The organism is Vibrio sp. CDRSL-10 TSBA, from assembly GCA_039696685.1.
GTDB lineage: Bacteria > Pseudomonadota > Gammaproteobacteria > Enterobacterales > Vibrionaceae > Vibrio.
Genome location: CP155566.1, coordinates 742,209 through 769,092, shown reverse-complemented (window position 1 = coordinate 769,092; position 26,884 = coordinate 742,209). Strand labels below are relative to the sequence as shown.

The 26,884-nt window shown below is 52.0% G+C and carries 21 protein-coding genes and 3 pseudogenes; 6 read left to right on the top strand and 18 right to left on the bottom strand.

What is annotated here, in order from left to right:
- From ABDK09_10985 to trmJ, 3 genes are all read right to left on the bottom strand, one after another.
- Complete coding sequence (locus tag ABDK09_10985; GenBank protein XAW90037.1) at positions 1–1,215, bottom strand: IscS subfamily cysteine desulfurase; 1,215 nt, start codon at positions 1,213–1,215, stop codon at positions 1–3.
- Positions 1,216–1,241: 26 nt separating this feature from the next.
- Positions 1,242–1,763, bottom strand: coding sequence for a Fe-S cluster assembly transcriptional regulator IscR (iscR, locus tag ABDK09_10980; protein XAW90036.1), 522 nt, complete (start codon positions 1,761–1,763; stop codon positions 1,242–1,244).
- A gap of 129 nt (positions 1,764–1,892) precedes the next feature.
- Positions 1,893–2,624 carry a tRNA (cytosine(32)/uridine(32)-2'-O)-methyltransferase TrmJ gene (gene trmJ / locus ABDK09_10975; GenBank protein ID XAW90035.1) on the bottom strand — a complete coding sequence of 244 codons (732 nt, stop codon included), beginning with the start codon at positions 2,622–2,624 and terminating at the stop codon, positions 1,893–1,895.
- Positions 2,625–2,803: 179 nt separating this feature from the next.
- Between trmJ and suhB the strand changes: the two genes are divergently transcribed.
- Entirely contained in the window at positions 2,804–3,607 is an 804-nt protein-coding gene (gene suhB / locus ABDK09_10970; GenBank protein ID XAW90034.1) for an inositol-1-monophosphatase, read from the top strand.
- 52 nt (positions 3,608–3,659) lie between these two features.
- Here the strand turns inward: suhB and ABDK09_10965 are convergent, their stop codons facing one another.
- The 6 genes and pseudogenes from ABDK09_10965 to queA all read right to left on the bottom strand — a co-directional run bounded on the left by ABDK09_10965 (position 3,660) and on the right by queA (position 10,010).
- A complete protein-coding gene (locus ABDK09_10965) occupies positions 3,660–4,319 on the bottom strand; it encodes a cysteine hydrolase (GenBank protein XAW90033.1) in 660 nt (219 codons plus the stop codon).
- 112 nt (positions 4,320–4,431) lie between these two features.
- Positions 4,432–5,379, bottom strand: a complete 948-nt coding sequence (gene secF / locus ABDK09_10960; protein XAW90032.1) for a protein translocase subunit SecF — start codon at positions 5,377–5,379, stop codon at positions 4,432–4,434.
- 14 nt (positions 5,380–5,393) lie between these two features.
- Positions 5,394–7,248: pseudogene (secD, locus tag ABDK09_10955) on the bottom strand (protein translocase subunit SecD).
- A 21-nt stretch (positions 7,249–7,269) separates the two neighbouring features.
- Positions 7,270–7,602, bottom strand: coding sequence for a preprotein translocase subunit YajC (gene yajC, locus ABDK09_10950; protein XAW90031.1), 333 nt, complete (start codon positions 7,600–7,602; stop codon positions 7,270–7,272).
- Positions 7,603–7,707: 105 nt separating this feature from the next.
- The gene (tgt, locus tag ABDK09_10945) at positions 7,708–8,847 is read right to left on the bottom strand and encodes a tRNA guanosine(34) transglycosylase Tgt (GenBank protein ID XAW90030.1); all 1,140 of its coding nucleotides are present in this window, start codon (positions 8,845–8,847) and stop codon (positions 7,708–7,710) included.
- 110 nt (positions 8,848–8,957) lie between these two features.
- Complete coding sequence (gene queA / locus ABDK09_10940) at positions 8,958–10,010, bottom strand: tRNA preQ1(34) S-adenosylmethionine ribosyltransferase-isomerase QueA (protein ID XAW90029.1); 1,053 nt, start codon at positions 10,008–10,010, stop codon at positions 8,958–8,960.
- A 431-nt stretch (positions 10,011–10,441) separates the two neighbouring features.
- Here queA and ABDK09_10935 point away from each other — a divergent pair, with 431 nt between their 5' ends.
- Positions 10,442–10,912 carry a CBS domain-containing protein gene (locus ABDK09_10935; protein XAW90028.1) on the top strand — a complete coding sequence of 157 codons (471 nt, stop codon included), beginning with the start codon at positions 10,442–10,444 and terminating at the stop codon, positions 10,910–10,912.
- 263 nt (positions 10,913–11,175) lie between these two features.
- Here ABDK09_10935 and aceA read toward each other — a convergent pair whose 3' ends face one another.
- From aceA to ABDK09_10920, 3 genes are all read right to left on the bottom strand, one after another.
- A complete protein-coding gene (gene aceA / locus ABDK09_10930; protein ID XAW90027.1) occupies positions 11,176–12,486 on the bottom strand; it encodes an isocitrate lyase in 1,311 nt (436 codons plus the stop codon).
- A 176-nt stretch (positions 12,487–12,662) separates the two neighbouring features.
- Positions 12,663–14,336 (bottom strand): malate synthase A, encoded by a 1,674-nt coding sequence (gene aceB / locus ABDK09_10925; protein XAW90026.1) that lies wholly within the window; start codon positions 14,334–14,336, stop codon positions 12,663–12,665.
- Positions 14,337–14,947: 611 nt separating this feature from the next.
- A complete protein-coding gene (locus tag ABDK09_10920) occupies positions 14,948–15,853 on the bottom strand; it encodes a hydrogen peroxide-inducible genes activator (protein XAW90025.1) in 906 nt (301 codons plus the stop codon).
- Between the two features lie 198 nt (positions 15,854–16,051).
- On the opposite strand from ABDK09_10920, the gene ABDK09_10915 reads away from it, so the two are divergent.
- Positions 16,052–16,663, top strand: a complete 612-nt coding sequence (locus ABDK09_10915) for a peroxiredoxin C (GenBank protein ID XAW90024.1) — start codon at positions 16,052–16,054, stop codon at positions 16,661–16,663.
- A 125-nt stretch (positions 16,664–16,788) separates the two neighbouring features.
- Here ABDK09_10915 and ABDK09_10910 read toward each other — a convergent pair.
- Positions 16,789–17,981, bottom strand: a pseudogene (locus ABDK09_10910) (ISL3 family transposase).
- A 99-nt stretch (positions 17,982–18,080) separates the two neighbouring features.
- Between ABDK09_10910 and ABDK09_10905 the strand changes: the two are divergent.
- From ABDK09_10905 to ppk2, 3 genes are all read left to right on the top strand, one after another.
- Entirely contained in the window at positions 18,081–19,289 is a 1,209-nt protein-coding gene (locus ABDK09_10905; protein XAW90023.1) for an IS256 family transposase, read from the top strand.
- Between the two features lie 336 nt (positions 19,290–19,625).
- On the top strand, positions 19,626–20,378 hold the full coding sequence (locus tag ABDK09_10900; protein XAW90022.1) for a copper homeostasis protein CutC: 753 nt from the start codon (positions 19,626–19,628) through the stop codon (positions 20,376–20,378).
- 53 nt (positions 20,379–20,431) lie between these two features.
- A complete protein-coding gene (gene ppk2, locus ABDK09_10895; GenBank protein ID XAW90021.1) occupies positions 20,432–21,208 on the top strand; it encodes a polyphosphate kinase 2 in 777 nt (258 codons plus the stop codon).
- A gap of 113 nt (positions 21,209–21,321) precedes the next feature.
- Here the strand turns inward: ppk2 and phoU are convergent.
- The 5 genes and pseudogenes from phoU to ABDK09_10870 form a co-directional block, all read right to left on the bottom strand.
- Positions 21,322–22,021, bottom strand: a pseudogene (gene phoU / locus ABDK09_10890) (phosphate signaling complex protein PhoU).
- A 17-nt stretch (positions 22,022–22,038) separates the two neighbouring features.
- The gene (gene pstB, locus ABDK09_10885) at positions 22,039–22,857 is read right to left on the bottom strand and encodes a phosphate ABC transporter ATP-binding protein PstB (GenBank protein ID XAW90020.1); all 819 of its coding nucleotides are present in this window, start codon (positions 22,855–22,857) and stop codon (positions 22,039–22,041) included.
- Positions 22,858–24,504: a phosphate ABC transporter permease PstA gene (pstA, locus tag ABDK09_10880; GenBank protein XAW90723.1), complete on the bottom strand. Its 1,647-nt coding sequence runs from the start codon at positions 24,502–24,504 to the stop codon at positions 22,858–22,860. It abuts the gene before it with no gap.
- A gap of 6 nt (positions 24,505–24,510) precedes the next feature.
- Entirely contained in the window at positions 24,511–24,645 is a 135-nt protein-coding gene (locus ABDK09_10875; GenBank protein XAW90019.1) for a hypothetical protein, read from the bottom strand.
- A gap of 11 nt (positions 24,646–24,656) precedes the next feature.
- A complete protein-coding gene (locus ABDK09_10870) occupies positions 24,657–26,858 on the bottom strand; it encodes an ABC transporter permease subunit (protein ID XAW90018.1) in 2,202 nt (733 codons plus the stop codon).
- Positions 26,859–26,884 lie beyond the last annotated feature (26 nt).

Genomic DNA, 26,884 nt, shown 5'->3' with positions numbered 1-26,884 from the left:
TTAGTGGTGAGCCCATTCAACGGTACTCAGGTCCACACCCTCTTTATACATATCCCATAGAGGAGACATGTCGCGTAGTTTGTTGACTGCTACACGAATCAGTTCGACTGCGTAGTCTACTTCTTCTTCCGTCGTAAAACGACCGAATGAGAAACGAATTGAGCTGTGAGCCAGTTCGTCATTCAGACCCAGCGCACGCAGTACGTACGATGGTTCCAGACTGGCTGATGTACACGCACTGCCTGAAGATACTGCGATGTCTTTCAGTGCCATCAGCAGTGATTCACCTTCAACAAACGCAAAGCTGATGTTGAGGTTGTGCGGAACACGCTGTTCCAGGTCACCGTTGATGGTCACGGCTTCCATATCTTTCAGGCCATCCAGCATGCGGTTACGCAGTGCCAGAGCGTGATCGTAATCTTTCTGCATGTCTTGCTTAGCGATGTGGAACGCTTCGCCCATACCAACAATCTGGTGAGTCGCCAGAGTACCTGAACGGAAACCACGCTCGTGACCGCCGCCGTGCATTTGCGCTTCCAGACGGATACGCGGCTTACGACGCACGTACAGCGCACCGATACCTTTCGGGCCGTAGATTTTGTGTGCAGACAGAGAAATCAGGTCAGCTTTCACTTCCTGAACATCGATAGGCAATTTGCCTGCTGACTGGGCTGCGTCAACGTGGAACACGATTTTACGTGCACGGCACAGTTCACCAATCGCGGCGATATCCTGGATAACACCGATTTCGTTGTTCACGTGCATGATAGAAACCAGAACGGTGTCGTCACGCATCGCAGCTTCCAGCTTAGCCAGGTCGATCAGACCATTTGACTCAGGCTCGAAGTAAGTCACCTCAAAGCCTTCACGCTCAAGCTGACGAGTGGTATCCAGAACCGCTTTGTGTTCGGTTTTGCAGGTGATGATGTGCTTGCCTTTCTTGCTGTAGAAGTGGGCAGCACCTTTAATCGCCAGGTTGTCAGATTCAGTCGCACCAGACGTGAATACGATTTCACGCGGGTCTGCATTCAGAAGATCGGCAATTTGCTCACGTGCGGCATCTACCGCTTCTTCTGCCTGCCAGCCATAACGGTGAGAGCGCGATGCCGGGTTACCGAAGTTGCCGTCCATCGTCATGCACTGAACCATCTTTTCAGCAACACGTGGGTCTACAGGTGTTGTTGCTGAATAGTCTAAATAAATAGGCAGTTTCATTTTTTACTCCAATGTAAACATTGCCGCTATGAGCGAACGTTAATACCAACGGGTGCCGCACCGATAGTGACGGTATTTGATTTCTTCTGGGAAACCCCTTGGTTAACCGCTAGACCAATATCCTGGCGGTCTGAAATCTCTAAAACTTCGTTATCAATCATCAACTCACCCAGAGTGATGTTGTTGAGGAAGTCGCTGATGCGTGAGCTTAGGTCACGCCACAATGTGTGGGTCAAACAACGGGTTCCACCCTGGCAATCACCTTTGCCGTTACACTTGGTTGCATCCACGGATTCATCAACCGCTGCAATCACAGTACCGATTGAAATCGTGTTGGCATTCGCGCCGAGGCGGTAACCGCCACCAGGTCCGCGTACACTGGCCACCAAGCCTGCTTTACGTAGCTTAGAAAACAACTGTTCTAAGTAAGAAAGCGAAATACCCTGACGTTCTGAAATGTCCGCCAGTGGCACTGGGTTCTGTTGCGAATGCAGAGCCACATCTAACATGGCCGTTACTGCATATCTTCCTTTAGATGTAAGTCTCATATCACACCGTATCCACATTGTTTCTGTGGTTAGGAGTGTTCCATACCTGACCAATATGGTCAAGTATTTATTTGACTAAATTACTCGGGTATTTAACCCTACCATTGATATGGCCAATAATGTCAGCCGTTACTGATTATCGCGCTTATTTTTCTCAACGGCAGTTAATATACCACGCAATATATTCAGTTCCTGCTCCTCAGGTCGCGCACGGCTAAACAAGCGACGTAACTTGTTCATCACTTGGCCTGGTTTGTCGGCGGAAATGAACTGGGTATCAATCAACACCTTTTCAAGGTGGCTGTAGAACATTTCCAACTGGTTATGACGTGGGTATTCCACTTCCTGCGCCGGTGCAAACTGCGCCTGCTGCTGGTTAAGATACGCAACGCGGATCTCGTAGCACAGCGTCTGGACGGCCATCGCCAGGTTGAGCGAACTGTATTCCGGATTGGCCGGAATCGCGACGTGATAATGGCACTTTTGCAGCTCTTCGTTGGTCAGGCCAGTCCGTTCACGACCAAATACGATCGCAACTTTGTGATGCAGGCCTTCCTGGGCGAATTTTTCGCCACATTCACGCGGGTCGAGCATCGGCCATTCCAGCGTACGCGAGCGCGCACTGGTGCCCACCACCAGGCCGCAGTCATCCACCGCCTGTTCCAGCGAGGTCACAATCTGCGCGTTGAGAGCAATATCACTGGCACCGGCGGCCAGTGCGATGGCCTGAGCATCGACTTCACATTGCGGATCCACCAGAACCATTTGCTTCAGCCCCATGACTTTCATAGCACGAGCTGCGGAACCGATATTGCCAGAATGCGACGTTCCGACTAAAACCACCTTAACATTGTCTAACATTGCGTTATTACACCCCTAAAATTAGCGCGCCCGAATATTAACATAAACCTGAGTAAAATGGTCAGACCCTTTCCCGCCTTGGTCGTTAAGCGCACAAAAAATAACCACTTCCCTTTTGGTAAAGTTTTGGTATACTGCCGCCCGCTTTTTCGTTCTTTAACATCCGTTGGGAAAACCGTATGCATCCTATGCTAAACATTGCTATTCGCGCTGCGCGAAAAGCAGGCAACCATATTGCCAAATCTCTAGAAAATGCTGAGAAAATCGAATCAACTCAGAAAGGCACGAACGACTTTGTTACTAACGTAGACAAAGAAGCAGAAGCAATCATCATTGCGACTATTCAAAGCTCTTACCCTGAGCACTGCATCGTTGCCGAAGAAGGCGGTCTTATCGAAGGTAAAGATAAAGACGTACAATGGATCATCGACCCACTGGATGGCACCACTAACTTCATGAAAGGTTTACCTCACTTCGCGGTATCTATCGCCGTACGTTTTAAAGGTAAAACTGAAGTTGCTTGTGTTTATGACCCAATGCAGAACGAACTGTTTACCGCGCAACGTGGTTCAGGCGCACAACTGAACAACGCGCGTATCCGCGTTCAACCAGTGAAAGATCTGCAAGGCACTATCCTGGCAACTGGCTTCCCGTTCAAACAGAAACAGCACTCAGAATCTTACCTGAAAATCCTGTCAGCTCTGTTCGTTGAGTGTGCAGACTTCCGTCGTACCGGCTCTGCAGCACTGGACCTGTGCTACCTGGCGGCTAACCGTGTTGACGGTTACTTCGAGCTGGGCCTGAAACCTTGGGACATGGCAGCAGGTGAACTAATCGCCCGTGAAGCTGGCGCAATCCTGACTGACTTTGCCGGCGGTACTGATTACATGAAATCAGGCAACATCGTTGGTTCAAGCCCACGTGGTGTGAAAGCGATTCTTAAGCACATCCGTGAAAACGGCAACAGCGCTATCCTGAAATAAGGCGCTGGTCAGCCCGCGCTGACTGCTGTAAAAACTGAACACCGCGCGGTGTTCAGGCAAGACAAATAACAAAGCCCTGGCAGTGCCAGGGCTTTTTTCGTTTCAGGCGAATGGTAGCAAATGGATATCGCCATAAGCCTCGCACAATCACTCTCAGCGGTTGAGAAACGTCGAGCAAATCCTGCGTCGTGCCCACTTCCCCCAGCATAGGGAACACCGCGGCAATGCTGTGCGCGTGGTTATCGAGATTAAGATCGGTCATGGCATCGCTGCACAGGGTGACATTATAACCCAGCTCAAACGCCTGACGCGCGGTCGATTCAACCCCGATGCTGGTCGCAATACCAATCACCACCACCTGAGTTACCCCCTGAGCTTGCAGCTGCTGATGCAGTTCAGTATTGATCAGCGCGCCCCAGTTCTTTTTGGTCACCAGGATTTCATCCTCGCTGCGCGGCAGTTCATCCACCAGCGTGCTCCAGTTATCCGGCAGCGAACCATGTGACCCCAGACCGCGGTCAGAACGACCCGGCGCTGCACCGGCCACATTGACCAACACGACTGGTTGCTGGTGCTGATGAAACGCGCTGATCAGCTGCGCTGCGTTCTCCAGCACACCCGGAACGGTCTGCTGCGGTGGCAGCGCAACAATGCCGTGTTGTAAATCAATCACGATCAGCGCGGTCTTATTATCAATTTGAGTGATAGCCATGATCTCTCCTATTTTGGTTATCTATCCGCCGGGCCGTTTTTTCATCCCGGCGCGGCCAATTTGCAGGCCTGAAAAGAAAAAAGCCACTGACAAGTCAGTGGCTTTCGTAATGTTATGGCAGCTCGTCCAGGTCAGCGCCCTCTTTTTCCACTTGTTGTGGCATGAGGTGCTCACGGGTTATGCCCAGTTTCAGCGCCAGGGCTGAAGCCACATAAATCGACGAGTAAGTACCGACTGTGATACCCAGCAGCAGTGCGGTCGCAAAACCGTGGATATTGGCACCGCCCTGTACGAACAGCGCAATCACCACAAACAGCGTGGTACCTGAAGTGATCAGAGTACGACTCAGAGTCTGGGTAATCGAGATATCCATAACCTCAGGGGGTTCACCTTTACGCAGTTTACGGAAGTTCTCACGGATGCGGTCAAACACGACTATGGTATCGTTGAGTGAGTAACCGACCACGGTCAGCAGCGCTGCCACGATAGTCAGGTCAACTTCAATCTGCATCACAGAGAACACGCCCAGCGTAATGATAACGTCGTGTGCCAGTGCCAGTACCGCACCTGCCGCCAGACGCCACTCAAAACGCATTGATACGTAAATCAGGATACAGATCAGCGAGACCAGAATCGCCAGGCCGCCTGCTTCGGTTAGTTCATCACCGACGTTAGGGCCGACAAACTCGATACGACGCATTTCAACGTTCTCACCCGTGCCCTGCTTGATGGCATCGATGATCTGGTTACCCAGAGTTTCACCGGCAACATTGTCACGCGGACGCAGACGGACCATGACCTCACGCGCTGAACCGAAGTTCTGCACCGTCGCATCACCAAAGCCTTTGGCTTCAAGTGAAGTACGGATCTGCTCCAGATTAGCCGGCTGCTCAAAGCCCACTTCAATCAGCGTACCGCCGGTGAAGTCCAGGCCCCAGTTGAGCCACTTGGTCGATAGAGTGAAGATCGATGCACCGATCATCAGCAGTGAAAACACAAACGTCACTTTCGACCAGCGCATAAAGCCGATCGTATGGTCTGCTTTCATTAATTGAAACATAATACTTCCCGGCCTCAGATCGACAGTTTCTTGATGCGTTTACCGCCGTACGCCAGGTTGACGATACAACGCGTGCCGATGATGGCTGTAAACATGGAGGTCAGAATACCGATTGACAGTGTCACCGCGAAACCTTTGATCGCACCGGTACCCACAGCAAACAGAATGATGGCTGTGATCAACGTGGTGATGTTGGCATCCGCAATGGTACTGAACGCGTTAGCGTAACCCTGGTGAATCGCCTGCTGCGGATTACGTCCGTCGCGCAGCTCTTCACGAATACGTTCAAAGATCAGTACGTTGGCGTCCACAGCCATACCGACGGTCAGAACGATACCGGCAATGCCCGGCAGCGTCATGGTTGCACCCGGAATCATCGACATAATACCGATGATCAGCACCAGGTTAGCCGCCAGCGCCATGTTGGCAATCAGACCAAACTTACGGTAGTACAGCAGCGTAAACAGCATGACCGCGACCATACCCCAGATACATGCCTGAATACCCATATCGATGTTCTGCTGACCCATTGACGGGCCAATAGTACGTTCTTCAACGATAGAGATAGGCGCGATCAGAGCACCTGCACGCAGCAGCAGCGCCAGGTTATGAGCTTCGGAGACCGAGTCGATACCTGTGATGCGGAAGTTACGGCCCAGGGCAGACTGAATGGTTGCCTGGTTGATGACTTCTTCATGCTTGGTCAGAATGACCTTGCCTTCCGGCGTCTTCTTACCGCTGTCTTTGTACTCGGCAAACACGGTCGCCATCAGCTTACCGATGTTTTTCTTCGAGAAACGCCGCCATCTTGCTGCCGCCTTCACTATCGAGTGAAATATTCACCTGAGGACGGCCGTATTCATCCGCGCTGGAGCTTGCATCCGTGATGCTTGAACCACCCAGAATGACACGTTTTTTCAGCACAACCGGACGACCTGAGCGATCGGTTTTCACCTCACTGCCCGGTGGTACACGGCCTGCAGCCGCCGCTGACAGATCAACACTGTCGTCGACTTCGCGGAATTCCAGCGTCGCCGTAGCACCGAGGATTTCTTTGGCACGTGCCGTGTCCTGAACACCCGGCAGTTCAACCACGATGCGCGTTGCACCCTGACGCTGAACCAGTGGCTCAGCCACACCCAGTTCGTTCACACGGTTACGTAAAATAGTGATGTTCTGTTCTACGGCGTAATTACGGATTTCCTGCAGACGCGTTTCAGTAAAGGTTGCAGTCAGAGTGTAATCACCTTCCGCATCAGAAGACACAAACGTCATGTCGCGATGTAAAGGCGTCAGTACACGACGGGCCTCATCCACCTGTTCAGCACTACGCAGGATAATTTCAACCGAATCGGACTGAGGACGAATCGCGCGATAACGAATTTTTTCTTCGCGCAGCTCGCTACGGAACGCTTCTTCTTGTTGGCCGACCAGCTTTTCCATCGCAGCGTCCATGTCCACTTCCATCAGGAAGTGCACACCACCACGCAGGTCAAGACCCAGCTTCATTGGCGCCGCACCGATAGACTCCAGCCAACCAGGGGTTGCCGGTGCCAGGTTTAACGCTACGATCTTATCACTGCCAAGCGCTTCGCCAATGACGTCACGGGCACTGATTTGAGTATCGGTGTCTTTGAATCGAACCAGAATAGATCCATTTTCGAGAGCAATGGATTGATGAGAGAGATGCGCTGCATCGAGCGCTTTAGTGACAGCATCCAGCGTTGACATATCTACAGAGGCGCCACGCGCCCCTGTAACTTGAATAGCCGGATCTTCACCGTAGATATTTGGAAGTGCGTATAATGCGGAGATGGCAATAGCAAACACTACCATCAGGTACTTCCACAATGGATAACGGTTTAACACAGCGAGGATCCTCTAGCTGTTTTATAGAGATTTCAGCGTACCTTTAGGCAGCACTGCAGTAACGAAGTCTTTTTTGATCACAACTTCATTGTTTGCGTTCAGTTCAATCGACACGTAGTCGTTGTCTTCAGCGATCTTGGTGATTTTACCCACCAGGCCACCGCTGGTCAGAACTTCATCACCTTTTGACATGGAAGCCATCAGATTCTTATGCTCTTTTACGCGCTTTGACTGTGGGCGGTAGATCATGAAGTAAAAGATCACCGCGAACATGCCAAGCATGATCAGCATTTCAAAACCACCACCTTGTGGGGAACCTTCACCTGCTGCATGTGCTACAGAAATTAAACTCATTGAGAAACGTCCTCTAAGTTATTGTTGTTTAATTGTGGATTTTATTGGGCTGCACCAGGTTAAATTCAAGCTATTCAGCGCATAAATCTAACCTGGCGCACGAAATCACGCTTTTTCCGTTTGCAGCGGTGGCACTTCGCGGTTACGACGAGCGTAAAACTCAGTGACAAACTGCTCAAAGCGGTCTTCTTCAATCGCGCTGCGAATGCTCTCCATCAGGCGTTGGTAGTAACGCAGGTTATGGATAGTATTCAGGCGTGCACCCAGGATTTCGTTACAACGGTCCAGGTGGTGCAGGTACGATTTAGAATAATTTTTGCAAGTGTAACAGTCACAGTGCGGATCGAGCGGTGAAGTATCTGTTTTATGTGATGCATTACGGATCTTGATCACACCGCCGGTCACAAACAGGTGACCATTACGCGCGTTACGGGTTGGCATCACGCAGTCAAACATGTCGATACCACGACGCACGCCTTCCACCAGGTCTTCCGGTTTACCCACGCCCATCAGGTAACGCGGCTTATCTTCCGGCAGTTGCGGACAGGTATGCTCCAGCACGCGGTGCATGTCTTCTTTTGGTTCGCCAACGGCCAGGCCGCCAACCGCATAACCGTCAAACCCGATCTCGGTCAGGCCTTTCACCGACACATCACGCAGATCTTCATACACACCGCCCTGCACAATGCCGAACAGTGAGTTGGTGTTTTCCAGTTTATCGAAGTGGTCACGTGAACGCTGTGCCCAGCGCAGTGACATTTCCATCGATTTTTTCGCTTCGTCGTGGGTCGCCGGGTATGGCGTACACTCGTCGAAAATCATCACGATGTCTGAACCCAGGTCTTTCTGGATTTCCATCGATTTTTCCGCATCCATAAAGATCTTGTCGCCGTTAACCGGGTTACGGAAATGCACCCCTTCTTCGGTGATCTTACGGATATCGCCCAGGCTGAATACCTGGAAGCCGCCTGAGTCGGTCAGGATCGGACCTTGCCAGTTCATGAAATCGTGCAAATCTCCGTGCATTTTCATCACTTCCTGACCCGGGCGCAGCCACAGGTGGAAAGTGTTGCCCAGCAGAATCTCAGCCCCCGTCGCCGCCACTTCTTCCGGTGTCATGCCTTTAACCGTACCGTAAGTGCCCACGGGCATAAATGCCGGAGTTTGTACTGTGCCACGCTCAAAGGTCAGTTGACCACGACGAGCGGTGCCATTAGTTTTTTTCAGTTCGAACTTTAACTTCACAAAGCCTCCAAATGTCAGAGAAACAGTCTGACGGATTTACATCGCCCGGATAAGAGTCCTGACGACGATAGATTAAATAAGGTTTATTGCGTTTTGACGCCGGCGCCTGATTACGCCGTACGTTTACGAATAAACATCGCATCACCATAACTGAAGAAGCGATACTGTTGCTGCACGGCATGATGGTAAGCCGCCATGGTGTGCTCATAACCGGCAAACGCACTCACCAGCATGATGAGGGTCGATTCCGGCAGATGGAAATTGGTGATCAGACAATCCACCAGCTGGTATTCATAACCCGGGTAGATAAAGATCTCAGTATCGCCGAAGAACGGCACCAGCTCAGTGCCGTTTTTCAGTGCATCCTGAGCCGCACTCTCCAGTGAACGTACTGACGTGGTGCCGACAGCAATGATGCGCCCGCCACGTGCTTTAGTTGCAGCAATGGCATCCACCACTTCCTGCGGTACTTCCACATATTCGGCGTGCATGTGGTGATCGTTGATATTCTCAACCCGCACCGGCTGGAAGGTACCTGCACCGACGTGCAGCGTAACGTAAGCCAGTTCGACACCTTTAGCCGCAATTTGTTCAAGCAACGCCTGGTCAAAGTGCAGACCGGCCGTCGGCGCGGCTACCGCACCCGGCTTCTGGTTGTACACCGTCTGGTAGCGCTCTTTATCGGCATCCTCATCCGGACGGTCGATATAAGGCGGCAGCGGCATATGACCAATCTGGTTAAGAATGTCCAGCACCACAGTGTCCGCGGTGAAACGAATCTCGAACAACGCATCGTGGCGCGCTTCCATCACCGCATGAAACTCGTCGTTTTCACCCAGATACAGTTCAGTACCTGGTTTCGGCGGTTTCGAGCAGCGCACGTGGGCCAGAATCGAGTGCTCATCGAGCATACGCTCCACCAGCACTTCCAGCTTACCGCCGGAGGCTTTGCGGCCAAACATACGCGCCGGAATCACCCGGGTATTGTTGAAAACTAATAAATCGCCCGGTTGCACACAGTTGAGCACATCTTTAAAAGTGCCATCAACCAGCTCACCGGAGTTACCGTCTAGCTGCAGCAGACGGCTGGCGGTACGTTCCGCCATCGGATAGCGAGCAATCAGCTCGTCCGGTAGTTCAAAATCAAAATCTGAAACTTGCATGACTTTCTGTTGATTCTCTCGGCTTTCGCCATTATCGGATGGGTGCGACGGTTTAATTCGCGGCGCGGCAGTATACCTCAAGATGAGAGATTCATCGACATTTGCGTGTTTGGGTTTGCAGTTTTTGCCTCGGTTGATTGTGCCGGATAGCAGCCCGATTTGGAAAGCGCCCGATTGTAATCAAACATGACACTTGCCGTTGCCGCGCGCTGCAACAGATAACAAAAACCGACTGAACTCTCAGATATTTATCCGGGCAAAAACTATAGTTAGGGAAAAAGACCAATACAATAATCGGCGGACATCATCCGTCGCCAAGTTAACTGCCAGGCCAAGCCAGCAGTCAAGCCAGAGGTTCCCGCAGACATTGCTGAATGCACTGCGATTGCCAAGTACCGCTGCCACTGCCTACACGAGAACAGGAGTCGGTTATGATCAAGGTTGAAGATATGATGACGCGCAACCCGCATACTCTGGAGCGCACCCACACTCTCGCCGATGCCAAAAACATGATGGAAGCGCTCGATATTCGCCATATTCCTGTGGTCGATATCAACCGCCAGCTGCTGGGCATTGTCACCCAGCGCGATATTCTCGCCGCTCAGGAGTCCAGCCTGCATAAAAGCCCGCTTGAGCAGGAAGAGATTCAGCAAACCCCGCTCTATCAAGTGATGCACACCAGCGTGATGAACGTGGCGCCGCAGGCCGGGCTGAAAGAGAGCGCCATCTATATGCAAAAGCATAAAGTCGGCTGTCTGCCGGTGGTCGCGAAAGGCGAACTGGTCGGCATCATCACCGACAGTGACTTTGTCACCATTGCGATTAATTTGCTCGAACTGACCGAAGAGGTCGAACCGGAAGAGCTAGAGCCGGAGACTGACTTCGACGACAGCGAGCTGTAAAACCGACTCCATCCGATCGATTGGAATAGATTGGATTGGAATAGATTGTCATTGCGTCGCGAGCAAAGCTTGCGACGAAAAGCATCGCCGCAAAATCATGCCGCCTGGCTTAAAAAATTTACGTAAAAATCTGACCTAAAAAGCTGATATAGAAAGCTGATGTAGAAAAGAAAGAGCGGCCGGGGCCGCTCATTAGGTGGATGGTGACAGTGATGGTGCTTGTAATGGTGATGAAGCAGTGCCCGTCCGGCACTGCTCACCGATCAGAACTGATCTTCTTCGGTTGAACCGGTCAGAGCCGTCACAGACGACTGACCGCCCTGAATGGTATTGGTCATCTTATCGAAGTAACCGGTACCCACTTCCTGCTGGTGCGCCACAAAGGTGTAGCCTTTTTCTGCCGCCTGGAACTCGCGGCGCTGCACCATTTCCACGTAGTGACGCATACCTTCACCCTGAGCATAAGCATGAGCCAGTTCAAACATGTTGAACCACATGTTGTGGATGCCCGCCAGAGTGATGAACTGGTATTTGTAACCCATGTCTGCCAGCTCCTGCTGGAAGCGGGCGATGGTGTCTGCATCGAGGTTTTTCTCCCAGTTAAACGATGGCGAGCAGTTGTAGGCCAGCAACTGATCCGGGTACTGGGCGTGAATCGCTTCGGCAAACTTACGCGCTTCTTCCAGATCCGGTTTGGCGGTTTCACACCACACCAGGTCCGCGTACGGCGCGTAAGCCAGACCACGTGCAATCGCCTGATCAATGCCGGCACGTACGCGGTAGAAACCTTCTGCGGTGCGCTCACCGACAATAAAGTCCGCATCATACGGGTCGCAATCTGAGGTCAAAAGATCCGCGGCGTTCGCATCGGTACGGGCAATCACCAGCGTGGTAGTCCCCGCCACGTCAGCAGCCAGACGCGCCGCAACCAGTTTCTGCACCGCTTCCTGGGTCGGCACCAGAACTTTACCGCCCATGTGACCGCATTTTTTCACTGACGCGAGCTGGTCTTCAAAGTGCACCCCGGCCGCGCCGGACTCAATCATCGACTTCATCAGCTCATACGCATTGAGCACGCCGCCAAAACCGGCTTCTGCATCGGCGACAATCGGCAGGAAGTAGTCAATCCCGCCCTCATCCTGCGGCGACTGACCGGATGACCACTGGATCTGGTCCGCACGGCGAAAGGCGTTGTTAATGCGCTTAACCACACTCGGCACAGAGTCAACCGGATAGAGCGACTGGTCCGGATACATGGTGCTGGCGGTGTTGTTGTCTGCCGCGACCTGCCAGCCGGACAGATAAATCGCTTCAATCCCCGCTTTAGCCTGCTGCACCGCCTGACCACCGGTCAGCGCGCCCAGACAGTTCACATAGCCTTTTTTAGCGTTGCCATTGACCAGTGACCACAGTTTGTCAGCACCACGCTGCGCGATAGTGTTGGCCGGCGTCATGGAACCGCGCAGGTTCACCACCTCTTCCGCACTGTAGGTGCGTTTGACGTTTTTCCAGCGTGGATTGGTTGCCCAGTCTTTTTCCAAAGCTTCGATTTGTTGGCGGCGAGTCAGTGTCATAATCATTCCCTCTTGTTATACGCTTGTGGCGCATGGTCATCCTTTTCGCTATCAGTACATCGCGCTCTGATATTGATGAGACGTTCACGTTATTGATTGTTGTTAAAATTCTTATTCATTGTCCGTTAAAATAACGACTCTGCTCGGCGCGAATGCGCGCCGGGCGGTATCCCGGGTCAATCCAGATAGTCATACCCGGGTATGGTCAGGAAATTACTCAGTTCATCACTGGTGGTCAGGCTTTCCATCAGCTCGGCAGCCTGCTCAAAACGGCCGGCCTGAAAACGTGCCTCGCCGATTTCCGCTCTGACCACCTCAATCTCCTCGGCAAGGTAATCGCGGAACAGCTGTTTGGTCACGACCTGGCCGTTATCAAGCGCTTTGCCGTGCTGAATCCACTGCCAGATAGAGGCGCGGGAAATCTCAGCGGTGGCGGCATCTTCCATCAGGCCGTAAATCGGTACACAGCCGTTGCCGGAGATCCACGCTTCGATGTACTGCAGAGCCACTCGGATGTTGTGGCGCATGCCCTGCTCACTGCGCGGCCCTTCACAGGGCTCAAGCAGGTCCGCTGCATGAATCGGAGCATCGGCCATCCGGCTGACGTCAAGCTGGTTACTGCGCTCGCCCAGTACCTGACTGAACACTTCCATCGCGGTATCAGCCAGGCCAGGATGCGCAACCCAGGTGCCGTCATGACCATTGGTGGCTTCGAGCATTTTGTCAGTGCGGATTTTCTCCAGTACCCGCGCATTTTCCTGCGGGTCTTTGGCCGGAATAAACGCCGCCATTCCTCCCATGGCAAACGCGCCGCGTTTGTGACAGGTGTAAACCAGCAGGCGCGAATAAGCGCTCAGGAACGGCTTGTCCATGGTGACCACCTGACGGTCCGGCAAGACACGATCCGGATGCTTTTTCAATGTTTTGATGTAGCTGAAAATGTAATCCCAGCGGCCGCAGTTCAGACCGACAATGTGCTCTTTGAGCGCGAACAGGATTTCGTCCATCTGGAATACCGCCGGCAGAGTTTCAATCAGCACAGTCGCCTTGATAGTGCCGGTATCCAACCCGAAATAGGACTCGGTAAAATGGAAGACTTCACTCCACCATTTGGCTTCCTGATGCGCCTGCAGCTTAGGCAGATAAAAATACGGACCGCTGCCTTTTTTCAGTAACGTCTGATAGTTATTGTAAAAATAGAGCGCAAAATCGAACAGCGCGCCGGGGATCACCATGCCGTCAAACTGGACGTGTTTCTCTTTAAGGTGCAGGCCGCGCACCCGGCAGATAAGTACCGCCGGATTGTCCTTAAGCTGGTAACTCTTACCGTTGTCCGGATTGGTGTAGCTGATGGTGCCATTCACCGCATCACGCAGATTGATCTGACCGTCGAGTAACTTATCCCAGGCCGGCGACATCGAATCTTCAAAATCAGCCATAAACACTTTAACGTTGGCATTCAGGGCGTTGATGACCATTTTGCGCTCGGTCGGTCCGGTAATTTCCACCCGGCGATCCTGCAGATCGTGCGGAATCCCAAGGATCTTCCAGCTGCCTTCGCGAATATCCTGCGTCTCCGTAACAAAATCCGGCAGCGCCCCTGCATCAATCTTGCGCTGACGCTGCTCGCGTTCAGCAAGCAGTCCATCAACCTGAGGTGCAAAGCGGGCACACAGATCAGACAGAAACGCCTGGACTGGGGTTGAGAAGATCTCTGCCTGGATCTGAGTCACATGGCCGGTCACATTGAGCCGGGTAAGATTGTCGCCTGATTGATGACCGGCGGTATGCTGAGTCCTGGCGCTATCTTGAGTACGGGCAGAGCCTTGTTCTGGCGTTTGTGCAAGCATGAGTCCTTCCTTAGAATTGTTAACAAGAAACATTTGTAAGTTTTGAACTACAAATGACAACTTGCGCCTCTTGGCAGTGAGTATCTTCCTTGACCTCTGTCAACGCTAAGCCGCATTAAATGTTGCGCTGCGAAGGCTGAGGTTTAAGTGCTAAAAACTTAATTAAAATCTACTCCAACAAGGGGGTTACGAAAACCCCCTCAAGCCACCAAACCTGAAATTCGAAGTTTTATTCCGCTGCTGATTTAGGGGTATCTCAGCAGGTAAATCCGTAACTAATTACGTAATAAAATTACAGTGAAATTGAGCCTGTTAAAAAGTGTCAAACAGCAGATGCAGAGGAAGGAAATATCGCCAGAGGTTGCACAGACGGGGCAACAGCAGAGTTAACCGAGCGGGTTTAAAACCGGTTACTAAGGAGTTTGTGTAAAATTTACTTTGTGAAGTTTTACGATTTTATGAAAGGTTCACTCAGAATGTTCTGTAAAATTTTACAATAAAAAAATCACCAACAGAGTTTAATACTAAAAAATGCGCCTATAGTAGCGCATTTTCACTAGTATTCTACCGAACTCCGGCGCTGGCTACGCTAATTGGCGACCAGAGAAGGCCTAAAGCAGCTCCGAAACGACATCCGCCAGTCGCTCAAAAGTGTGACTGCGAGACGAACTCGGGCGCCATACCAGACCAATTTCCCGCGATGCCTGCTGGCCGGGCGGGTCAATCACCACCAGATTCTGGTTATCAAGTAAACCGTGTTTGATCGCCATTTGCGGGATAAAGGTCGTCCCCAGCCCGTTCGCAACCATCTGGACCAGAGTATGCAAACTGGTGGCAGTAAACGGGTTGATCTTCTCTTTATCCGTCAGCTTACAGGCCGAAACCGCGTGCTCGGTCAGACAGTGTTCATTCTCGAGCAGAAAAACCGAATTATCCGGCAGGTCATCATATGTGATCGGCACCCGAATCGCGTCTGCCTGTTTGCGGCTGATCACCATGCGAAACGGATCCTGGCCGACCACGCGGCTTTCCATACTGCCGATATCAATCGGCAGCGCCAGCAGCAGCACATCCAGCTCGCCGTTACGCAGAGCGGTGAGCAGATTAGCGGTGGTATCTTCACGCAGCAACAGATGCAGCTGCGGATAGTGCACATTGACTTCCTGTACCAGATCGCCGAGTAAGAACGGGGCGATGGTCGGAATACAGCCGAGTTTGAGCTGCCCTTCCATTAAGTCGCCCTGACACTGTTTACCCAGATCCATCAGGTCCTGGCCACGCGCCAGCAGCTCACGCCCCTGTTTCACCACCTCTTCACCCGCCTGGGTAAACACCAACGGGCTTTTTTTATCTTTCTTTTCATACAATGGGCAGCCAATCAGCTCTTCGAGGTTCTGAATTCCTTTACTCAGTGTCGACTGACTGACAAAACACCGCTCGGCTGCATCACTGAAATGACGGGTCTCATGGAGCGTCACCAGATAATGCAGCTGCTTTAAACTGGGCCATTTATTCATCGTAAGTTTAGTCTTTGTTCTGTTTCTGTTTTTTTCGCCGGCAGATCTTTAGCTCATCGCTTTTTTCGATAAACTTAATCTATTTAATTCGCTTTTTTCTATACTACGATCTGTACTATAGTTTGTCTCGCAATTATACGGACTGGGTTAACTAATCTTGGTAACCCGGAACTAACCATTAATCTTAGGAGCAAAAAAATGGTACTAGTAGGTCGTCAAGCCCCTGATTTTACTGCTGCAGCAGTGCTAGGTAACGGTGAAATCGTTGATAACTTCAACTTCGCAGAATTCACTAAAGGTAAGAAAGCGGTTGTTTTCTTCTACCCACTAGACTTCACTTTCGTTTGCCCATCTGAGCTGATCGCATTCGACAAACGTTTCGAAGACTTCAAAGCTAAAGGCGTAGAAGTAATCGGCGTTTCTATCGATTCTCAGTTCTCTCACAACGCATGGCGTAACACTGCTATTGAGAATGGCGGTATCGGTGAAGTTCAATACCCACTGGTTGCTGACGTTAAGCACGAAATCGTTAAAGCTTACGATGTTGAGCACCCAGAAGCTGGCGTTGCTTTCCGTGGTTCTTTCCTGATCGACGAAGACGGCGTTGTACGTCACCAAGTTGTTAACGACCTGCCACTGGGCCGTAACATCGACGAAATGCTGCGCATGGTTGACGCTCTGAACTTCCACCAGACTCACGGTGAAGTATGTCCTGCACAGTGGGAAGAAGGTAAAGCTGGTATGAAAGATTCTCCAGCGGGCGTAGCTGCTTACCTGTCTGAGCACACTGCTGACCTGAACAAAAAATAATTAACCTCTTAAACGCCCGCGCTCAAACCGGGTTTGTGGTTGGATTATAAGTGATACAACTCGCCAATCAGTTTAAGAAGTAAAGTCTGTAAAGCCCTGCTCACCGAGCGGGGCTTTTTATTGGTTCATCGCGGCTTTCCGGGGAAAGCCGCTTTTATCTTTAAAAAAAGTAATCGAGATCTCGGTAGCCGTAGCCCATTCGTTTGATTAACTTTATCTTGTTGTTTATCCCTTCGAGCGTACAGGTATTGAGTGGGTAGCTTGCAGAAGCAACGATGCCATGAAGATACGGTTTGAGCTTTCTCGCGAAGTCCATAAGCGGCTTGATCCCGCTTTCTTGAACTTGCTCCCACCATACGTCCCATAAGTCTTCCGCTTCGCTTTCTGACTCGCACCTCCATAACTCTTTTAGCTGAGAGCCAAGTAAATACGTCACCATTAAGTCTTTGTTCATACTCAGTATCTCACTCAGATAGCTCTCCTGTTTACTGTCTAAATTACCTCTGTTTTTGAGGAGAACCCAGCGTGAACGTTTCACCCATTGGCGCGCTTTTTTGTCCTGGTTGAGTTGATTAGCTTGGTCAACTCTGACTCTATCCATCACTTCCCGACCAAATTTGGCGACCACATGGAATAAGTCGTACACAATGCGGGCGTTAGGACAATGTCGCTGCACTTCGAGGTCGAAAGCCGTATTCATATCCATTGCAACCGCTTCTATGTTCTGTCCATGCTCACCGAGTAATTCAAAGAAGGGACGGATATCTTTTCGGCTGCGTCCAACGCCTATCCAAAGCACTTGATGCGTCTTAGCATCCGCGATAACAGTGGCATAACGATGTCCCTTGAAGAGAGCAAACTCATCCATGACCAGCTGTCTCAGCTCTGCCCAGTTAACCTCTGGCACCGCATGTTGTAGCCGACGCTTATCTATCGCCTTAATCGTATGCCAATGAACCCCCGTCATCTGGGCGATATGCTTGATAGGAAGAAGAGGCAGCAACTGCTCAATGTAACGTCTTAAGCGGTTAGTCAGGCGAGCAAAAGGTTCAAGTCAAGAAATAGATTCGGTTTTGATACCGCAGTCAGGGCACTTGATACGCCTTGTTTGTAGGGATAGCTCGACGGGTACGCCGAGAATCGTCGCTTCCTTAATCGTGCGCCACTGATAATCATGTATGGCTTGAACATGTTGCCCACATGAACATCGAGCAGTCGTGCTGGGTTGGAGAGTAATCGTGATGAGAGAAGACGTTTGTACAGACTTTACGACATGAAAGCCTTCCCAGAACGATGATAGGAAAGTATGATTCGGCATGAAAACGGTAGTTTGTGTAAGGTTGTGTTTGGCGAGAGACTGTCCTGATTTCTGTGTAATTGTCTAAGCTTAAGCCTTAAAAGGCTAAGGATAGACATTATGGATAAGAAAGCACTGGAAGCATTTGCGCGTGAAGCCGCCAAATCAATCAAGACAGAATCCGATCTGGATGACTTCCGTAAAATGTTAACCAAGGTGACTGTTGAAACGGCGCTTAATGCTGAACTTGATGAGCACCTTGGTTATGAAAAACACGCGTCAAAACCCAGTACCAACTCCCGCAATGGGTACTCATCAAAGTCGATCATCACTGATGATGGTGACGTTCCAATTGAGGTGCCTCGCGACCGAGAGGCAAGCTTTGAACCCCAGTTAGTTCGTAAGCATCAGACCCGATTCCAATCCATGGATGACAAGATCTTAAGTCTGTATGCGAAAGGCATGACCACCCGAGAGATCGTCGCCACATTCAAAGAAATGTACGATGCAGATGTCTCCTCCACCTTGGTATCTAAGGTCACTGACGCCGTTCTGGAGCAAGTTATCGAGTGGCAATCTCGTCCTCTGGATGAAGTGTATCCCATTGTTTACCTTGACTGTATCGTGGTCAAAATTCGCCAGGACAAGCAAGTCATCAACAAGTCGGTTTATCTAGCACTCGGCGTCAATATGGAAGGTCAGAAAGAGCTACTCGGCATGTGGTTATCTGAAAACGAAGGGGCTAAGTTCTGGCTGAATGTGCTGACGGAGTTACAAAATCGGGGCGTCAAGGACATCCTCATCGCTTGTGTTGATGGGCTAAAAGGCTTCCCTGACGCCATCAACACCGCTTTCCCTAACACTCAAATCCAGCTCTGCATCGTCCATATGGTGCGAAACTCAATGAAATATGTGCCGTGGAAAGATTACAAGGCGGTTGCTGTGGATCTGAAGGCCATCTACCAATCGAAAACCGAAGATGAAGCCTTGCTAGCATTAGAGAAGTTCGCTGATAAATGGGACGCTAAGTACCCTCAAATCAGCCGCTCTTGGACAACTCACTGGGCTAATCTCAATACGCTGTTTAACTACCCTGAGGACATCAGGAAGGCGATTTACACGACTAACGCCATCGAGTCGTTGAACAGCGTGATTAGAAAAGCCATCAAAAAACGTAAGCTGTTCCCAACAGATGAATCGGCAAGAAAGGTCATCTTCTTAGCGATCCAGGATGCATCCAAGAGGTGGACAATGCCTATCAGAAACTGGCGACAGGCCCTGAACCGCTTTATGATTATGTTCGAAGACAGACTGCGTGATTATATGTAACCCCGACAATTACACAGAATTATTTACAGTCTCTTTGGCGATGTAACCTTATCACTTACTACCGTTTTTGTTTTAAGTTCCCGCCAATCCGCGATGAACCTTTTTATTGGCCTGCTCCCACGCTAAGGCTTCTCCTCGCACGATTACTTTTCGTCGCGCTATTACTTTTCCTCACGCTAAAGCTTTCCCTTGTGCTAAGGCTTTCCCTCACGCAATAGCTTCTCCTCCCCCCAATTGCGGAAATGCTTCACTACTCGCTTTACCCCTATTTCCTGTCCTCTGCCGTAGCGAACCTTGCTACACTCTGGGCTCTGTTTTCTGACTGGTCGCCAAGCTATGTCCTATCATCTCGAAGTCTGTATCGACACCATTGAATCGCTGCTGCACGCTCTGGCTGGCGGTGCTACCCGCATCGAACTCTGCTCATCACTGGCACTGGGGGGACTGACGCCAAGTTGGGGGTTGATGCGCCAGGCGGCAAAACTGTCTGCCGTACCTGTGTATGCCATGATCCGCCCGCGTCAGGGGGATTTTCTCTACAGCGCTGACGATATTGCCTGCATGCAACACGATATCACTGCGGCCCATCAAGCCGGACTGCAAGGCGTGGTGTTAGGGCTGCTGACTGAGCAGGGTGAAGTGGATAAGCAAGGCTGTCAGCCGCTGATTGAGCAGGCACACAGCCTTGGCCTTGGCGTGACCTTTCACCGCGCCTTTGACCAGTGCCAGGACGCGCAGCAAGCACTGGAGAGCATCATTGACTTGGGCTGTGAGCGGCTGCTTACCTCAGGTCAGGCGCCGACGGCGCTGCAAGGTGCCGACCTTATCGCCGAACTGGTCAGGCAGAGTAACGGACGGATTGCGATTATGGCAGGGGCTGGGGTCAATGCCGGCAATGTGCGGGCCCTGGCGCAGCACACCGGCGTGACTGAGCTGCACTTGTCCGGTAAAACCACCCGCGCCAGCAAAATGCGTTTTATCGCCGCGCAGAGCAAAATGGGCGCAGCGGCAGTGGATGACTTTGTCATACCGGTCACCGACCGTCAGGCGATTGCAGATACCGCATCAGCTCTCAAATCAGGAGCATAAGCCTGTTGATGCATTAGGTCGGTGCTAATATGCGCTTATCAAAGGAGTGAACTATGACCAAATTAAAAAGAAAAGTGTACGAGAAAGAGCTCGAGCGGCTGCAGGTTGAACTGGTTAAGCTGCAAGAGTGGGTCAAACATGAAAAGCTCAAAGTCGTGGTCATTTTTGAGGGCCGCGATGCGGCCGGTAAAGGCGGCGTGATCAAGCGTATTACCGAAAAGCTCAACCCGCGGGTGTGCCGGGTGGCCGCCCTGCCCGCGCCGACGGAAAAAGAGAAAACCCAGTGGTATTTTCAGCGCTATGTTGCCCATCTGCCGGCGGCTGGTGAAATCGTGCTGTTTGACCGCAGCTGGTATAACCGCGCCGGGGTAGAGAAAGTGATGGGATTTTGCAGCGGCGAAGAGTATGAAGAGTTTCTGCGCTCCTGCCCGGAATTCGAACGTATGTTGCAGCGCTCCGGGATTATTCTGCTCAAATACTGGTTCTCGGTCTCAGATGAAGAGCAGGAAAAGCGTTTTCTCGAGCGGATCAAAACCCCGATTAAACGCTGGAAGTTCAGTCCGATGGATCTGGAATCCCGTCACCGCTGGGCCGATTACTCCAAAGCGAAAGACAAGATGTTTGCCTACACCGATACCAAGCAGTGCCCGTGGTGGGTGGTGCCATCCGATGACAAGCGCAGTGCGCGCCTTAACTGCATCAGCCATCTGCTCAGCAGCATCGAATATCGCAGCATTGAATATCCGCCCATCCACCTGCCGGAAATCAACAAGGAAGGCTATGTCCGCTCGCCGATAGAAGAACAGACTCTGGTGCCGCTCAAGTATTAACCCGCTGCTGAAGTGCGCCGCTTCCTTCCGCCGGCGCCAGTTTTATATACGCACAGGTTTTTATATACGAGCAAGTTTTTATATACGTGCCGCTCTTTATTATACAATCAGTTCTAACGCAGTGCGTCATCGATGCCTTCATCGCCAAGATGGCGCACATCTTTGCCTTTGACGAAATAGATGATGTACTCACAGATGTTCTGGCAGCGGTCGCCGACCCGCTCAATGGAGCGCGCCGACCACATCACCTGCAGAATATGCGGGATGTTTTTCGGGTCTTCCATCATGTACGTCATCAGTTGACGAATCACCGCTTCGTACTCTTTGTCGAGCTTGTCATCCAGCTTATGCACCAGAGCCGCCGCTTCCACATCCATACGTGCAAACGCATCGAGTACCTGGTGCAGCATATCAATCGCCTGGCGACACAAGGGTTCGAGCGAGACATGAAACTGACTCTCTTTGGCATCCGGGCTCTCAATCGCCACATAGGCAATTTTAGTCGCCACGTCGCCGATTCGTTTCCAGGTCAGTGATGGTCTTAATGATAGCCATGATCAAGCGCAGATCTTTGGCCGTCGGCTGGCGCTTGGCAATAATGCGTGTGCACGCCTCATCAATCGACACTTCCATCGCATTGACTTTATGGTCATCGCGCACCACTTTGCGCGCCAAATCTTCATCACCTTTATTGAGCGCCTGCATGGCAAATGACAACTGCTGCTCAACCAGGCCTCCCATCGTCAGCACATGCGTGCGGATCGACTCCAGCTCCACGTTAAACTGTCCTGAGATATGACGACCTAATTGCATATTGATTCCTTTATCGATTAACCGTAGCGCCCAGTAATGTAGTCTTCAGTCTGTTTTTTCAATGGTGACGTAAAAATAGAATCGGTATCTGCGTACTCGATCAATTTTCCCATATGAATAAAAGCCGTATGGTCACTGACCCGCGCGGCCTGTTGCATGTTGTGAGTCACGATCACGACCGTGTACTTGGTTTTCAGCTCATGAATCAGCTCTTCGATGGTCAGGGTCGAAATCGGATCGAGCGCCGAAGTCGGTTCATCAAGCAGCAGTACTTCCGGCTCTATCGCAATCGCGCGTGCAATCACCAGACGCTGCTGCTGACCACCGGACAGCCCAAAAGCATTCTCATGCAGGCGTCCTTTAACCTCATCCCACAGAGCGGCAGCACGCAGCGCATGCTCAGCGGCATCATCCAGCGCGCGGCTGTTGCGAATCCCCTGCAGGCGCAAACCATACACCACATTCTCGTAAATCGACTTCGGAAACGGATTGGGGCGCTGAAACACCATACCGACCCGGCGGCGCAGAGTCGGTACATCCACCTCCGGCGAGTAAACATTCTTACCGTGCAGTTTGACTTCCCCTTCTACCCGGCAGCCTTCGACCAGATCGTTCATGCGGTTGATACAGCGCAGCAGTGTCGACTTACCACAGCCGGACGGACCGATAAACGCCGTCACCTGACCTTTGGGAATCCGCATTGAAATATCGTTCAATGCCCGGGTCTGTTTGTAAAACAGATTGAGGTCTTCGATCGCAATCGCAGTCTGTTTATCGGTTAAGTTGTTGACGTCGAGCGGCGCCTGGTAACCCAGCGCCTGATTGACAGAAAGCATTTAATCTTGTCCTAAAGTTCGGTATTTCTCGCGTAAGTTATTACGAATGCTGATCGCCGTGAGGTTGAGAGCCACGATCACTGTAACCAGCAAAAATGACGTCGCGTATACCAGCGGGCGCGCGGCTTCAATATTCGAAGTCTGAAAGCCGATGTCGTAAATATGAAAACCGAGGTGCATAAACTTACGCTCCAGATGCACAAACGGGAATTCCCCGTCCACCGGCAGGCTCGACGCCAGCTTCACCGCCCCGACCAGCATCAGGGGTGCTACTTCACCGGCAGCGCGCGCAATCGCCAGGATCAATCCTGTAATCATAGCAGGGCTGGCCATCGGCAGAACAATGCGCCAGATGGTTTCAAACTGAGTCGCGCCTAATGCCAGAGAGCCGTGCCGTACCGAGAGCGGAATCCGGGTCAGGCCTTCCTCGGTCGCCACAATCACCACCGGCAGCGTCAGCACGGCCAGAGTCAGGGCTGACCACAGCAGGCCAGGCGTCCCGAATGTCGGCGCCGGCAGGCGCTCGGCATAAAACAGCTGGTCGATAGAGGCACCTATGGTGTAAACAAAAAAACCAAGGCCAAACACACCGTACACAATGGACGGCACCCCGGCGAGGTTAATCACCGCGACCCGGATCAGGCGGGTAAAGGTATTGTCTTTAGCGTACTCATGCAGGTAAACCGCCGCCACTACACCGAGCGGCATCACGATGACCGACATGATCAGCACCAGAAAAACCGTGCCGAAAATGGCCGGAAAAACGCCACCTTCCGAGTTGGACTCGCGCGGGTCATCAGACAAAAACACCCACACCTGCTTGCCCCACTGCGCGATTTTTTCCACCAGAGTCATGTTATTCGGAAACCAGTAATCAAGAATCTGACTGAGCGGAATCCGCACCTTGAGACCATGCATATCTTCCATCAGCAGCGCCTGATGACTGAGCTGGGAGCGCAGGAAATCCAGGTGTTTTTCCGCCTCAACCAGCTTGGCATCCAGCGCTTGCTTGCGCTCACGATAACGAGCCAGATAGTCGTCCGTCAGTTTGCCGTTCAGTTCATGACGGCGCCGCTCAAGACGCAGGTTTTCGACCTGACTACCAATCTGGCGAATCTGGTCATTAATCACGCCGTCCATCTCGGTGCGCAGCCCATCTGCCTGCTCCAGCCCCTGGCTGAGCAAGGTCTCGATGTGCGGGCTGATGTTGCCATTGACCTGTTCAAAGCCAAGCGGCTTGCCGTAAAACTGGCCGTCATGGGCCCGCTCTATCACCATCCAGCCGGAAGGTTTGGTCGGCTCACTCAGCTTAAGCGCCAACATAGAGACAAAATCGCTGCCATACAGTTCACGGTTGGCAATTTTGATATTAAGCCGTGTCGCGCTGCCTGCTTCGATCACCTCGTCCGGCAGCTCGATGTCCATATCCTTCAAATGGCTGACCGGCACTGATTCGGATGCATACAACTGCCCCACCAAATGCTGGCCGTCTTGCGATTGCCATTGGTAAAGCGGCGCGGGCCAGAAATAGGTTAACCCTTTCCAGCCAATCAGCAGCAGCAAGCCGAGTACCGAAATCAGACTCAGACTGACCGCACCACCGGTTAACCAAATCCATGGGGCGCCGGATCTCATCCACTGCGAAATTTTCATTTACCACCCCATACTTGCATCTTTAATCGCCTGTCTTACTATGAGTTGCGCCTGTCTTGCTAAAAGTTGCGCCTGTCTTCCTGAGCGTTGCATCTGTGTTCCTGAGACGGGCATTTGTTCTTCTAAAAATTGCATCTGTCGTCTCACTACAAGGAACGGTATTTGGCACGTAGTCGCTGACGTACCCATTCCGCCAGCGAGTTGACCGCAAAAGTAAACATAAACAGCAGCAACGCCGCCAGGAACAAGATACGGAAGTGCGAGCTGCCCACTTCCGATTCCGGCAATTCAACCGCAATCGTGGCCGATAAGGTGCGCATGCCTTCGAGAATATTCCAGTCCAGGATTGGCGTATTACCGGTCGCCATCAGCACGATCATGGTCTCGCCCACCGCGCGTCCCAGCCCCATCATCACCGCCGAGAAAATACCCGGACTGGCGGTGAGCAGCACCACATGAATCAGGGTCTGCCACGGCGTCGCCCCCAGAGCCAGTGAACCGTCGGAGAGGTGTTTCGGTACGGAGAAAATCGCATCTTCCGCGATAGTGAAAATGGTCGGGATCACCGCAAAGCCCATGGCAAAACCGACCACCAGCGCATTACGCTGGTCAAAATCGATACCGTTCTGGGCCAGAAAAACCTGCACATCGCCGCCAAACAGCCAGCGCTCAATGTCTGTGCTGTACGACAAAATCACCACGCTGACCGCCAGCAGCACCGGGATCAGGATCAGCGCATGCCAGCCACCGGCCATTCTGCGCAGCCAGGTTTTGGGCAGAGAGGACCACAGCATACCAATCAGCAATGCAGATAAAGGCAGAAACAGCACCAGCGCAGCAATCGCACTGAGATTATTCTCCACAATCGGCGCAAACCACAGGCCGGCCAGAAAACCGATGATCACCGTCGGCAGCGCTTCCATCAGTTCAATACTCGGCTTAACCACCCGACGCATTTTCGGCGCCATAAAATAAGCAGTATAGATAGCGCCCAGCACCGCGATCGGCACCGCGAACAGCATGGCATACAAGGCCGCTTTAAAGGTACCGAACGCTATCGGTACCAGACTGAATTTGGCCTCGAAATCATCACTGGCTGATGTCGACTGCCACACATACTGCGGCTCAGGGTAGCTTTCGTACCACACTTTCTGCCACAGAGACGAAAATGACACTTCCGGATAACCGTTATCCACCTCAGCCACGCTGATGGTGCCGCGATCATAGGTCGCCAGATAACGTTCATTGGATGACATCGCCGCCAGCTTCGGCACCTGCTGATAGGCGCGGGCGAACACGACCAGTTTGTCACTGGTGGTGTAGTGACTCTGCACCGTACCGTTCTGATAAAAACTGTAAAAGCCCTTGCTGTAGGTATCAGGCAGAATAAAACGCAGCTGCTCGGCCAGTTTAAAATCGCGGATCTGGGTCAGGCGGCGTTCACCATCGCGTAACACGTCAAACCATTGAGTGACCAGTCCGTCCTGGTGGGAAACCAGCAGTGAGTACGCACCGGACAACAGGTTAATGGCACTGACAGCATGGGCGGCTTGGCCCTGGCTGAGATCAATCACCTCACGCACGCGGTAATTAACGCCGTCGCGCACGGCCACCGCCAGCTCAGAACCAGTGCGCAGATATAAGCTGCGTCCGTCTGGAGTCAGCTTCATCTCATCAAGCTGGTCAAACGGGGCTGTAAAGGTAAAGTCATGACGAATGGCCGGATTGCTCCGCTCAGCCCAATGCACCGAGACCTGGTTATCTGACTGATAAGTCGCAAAAAAGACCGTGCTGTCGCTGACCGCCAGCGCCAGCTGCTGAATATGAATTGACTCAGGCAACAGTGGCCAGTCCGTACCGAGCGGCAGCGCTTCCAGCTTAGGAATAAACAGACGCCCCTGCGCGGTGACGGTATTGGTAAAATGGGGACGAGCAACATAGACCCGGTTAGCCGCGTCCGTCACCGCAAACCAGCGCTTATCGGCCATACCGGCCGCAAACTGCACCGGTTTAAACGGCAGTGAACCGCGCCATAATGGCAGGCTGCGCTCATGATTGAGCGACCAGAATTCGGCTTTGCCCTGCGCGCTGAGAACAAACGCGTGCTCACCGTAATCATCCACCGCCAGCATTTTAGGCGCCGGGGTGTTAATGGGCTGACTGGCATAGCCGGTTTCCAGTTTCGCATCGGAAAACAGCGGCAGGACCACCAGCGCCAGATAGACAAAGATCAGAATCAGGGCGCCAAGCACACTGACACCACCACCAGTCACTGCAAGACGGACAAGACGATCCTTAATAATTCGTTTTTGATCCCGCTCTTTCAATGAAAACTCGGCCTGTGCCATGAATCCCTCTACCTCTGCCGCTCCGC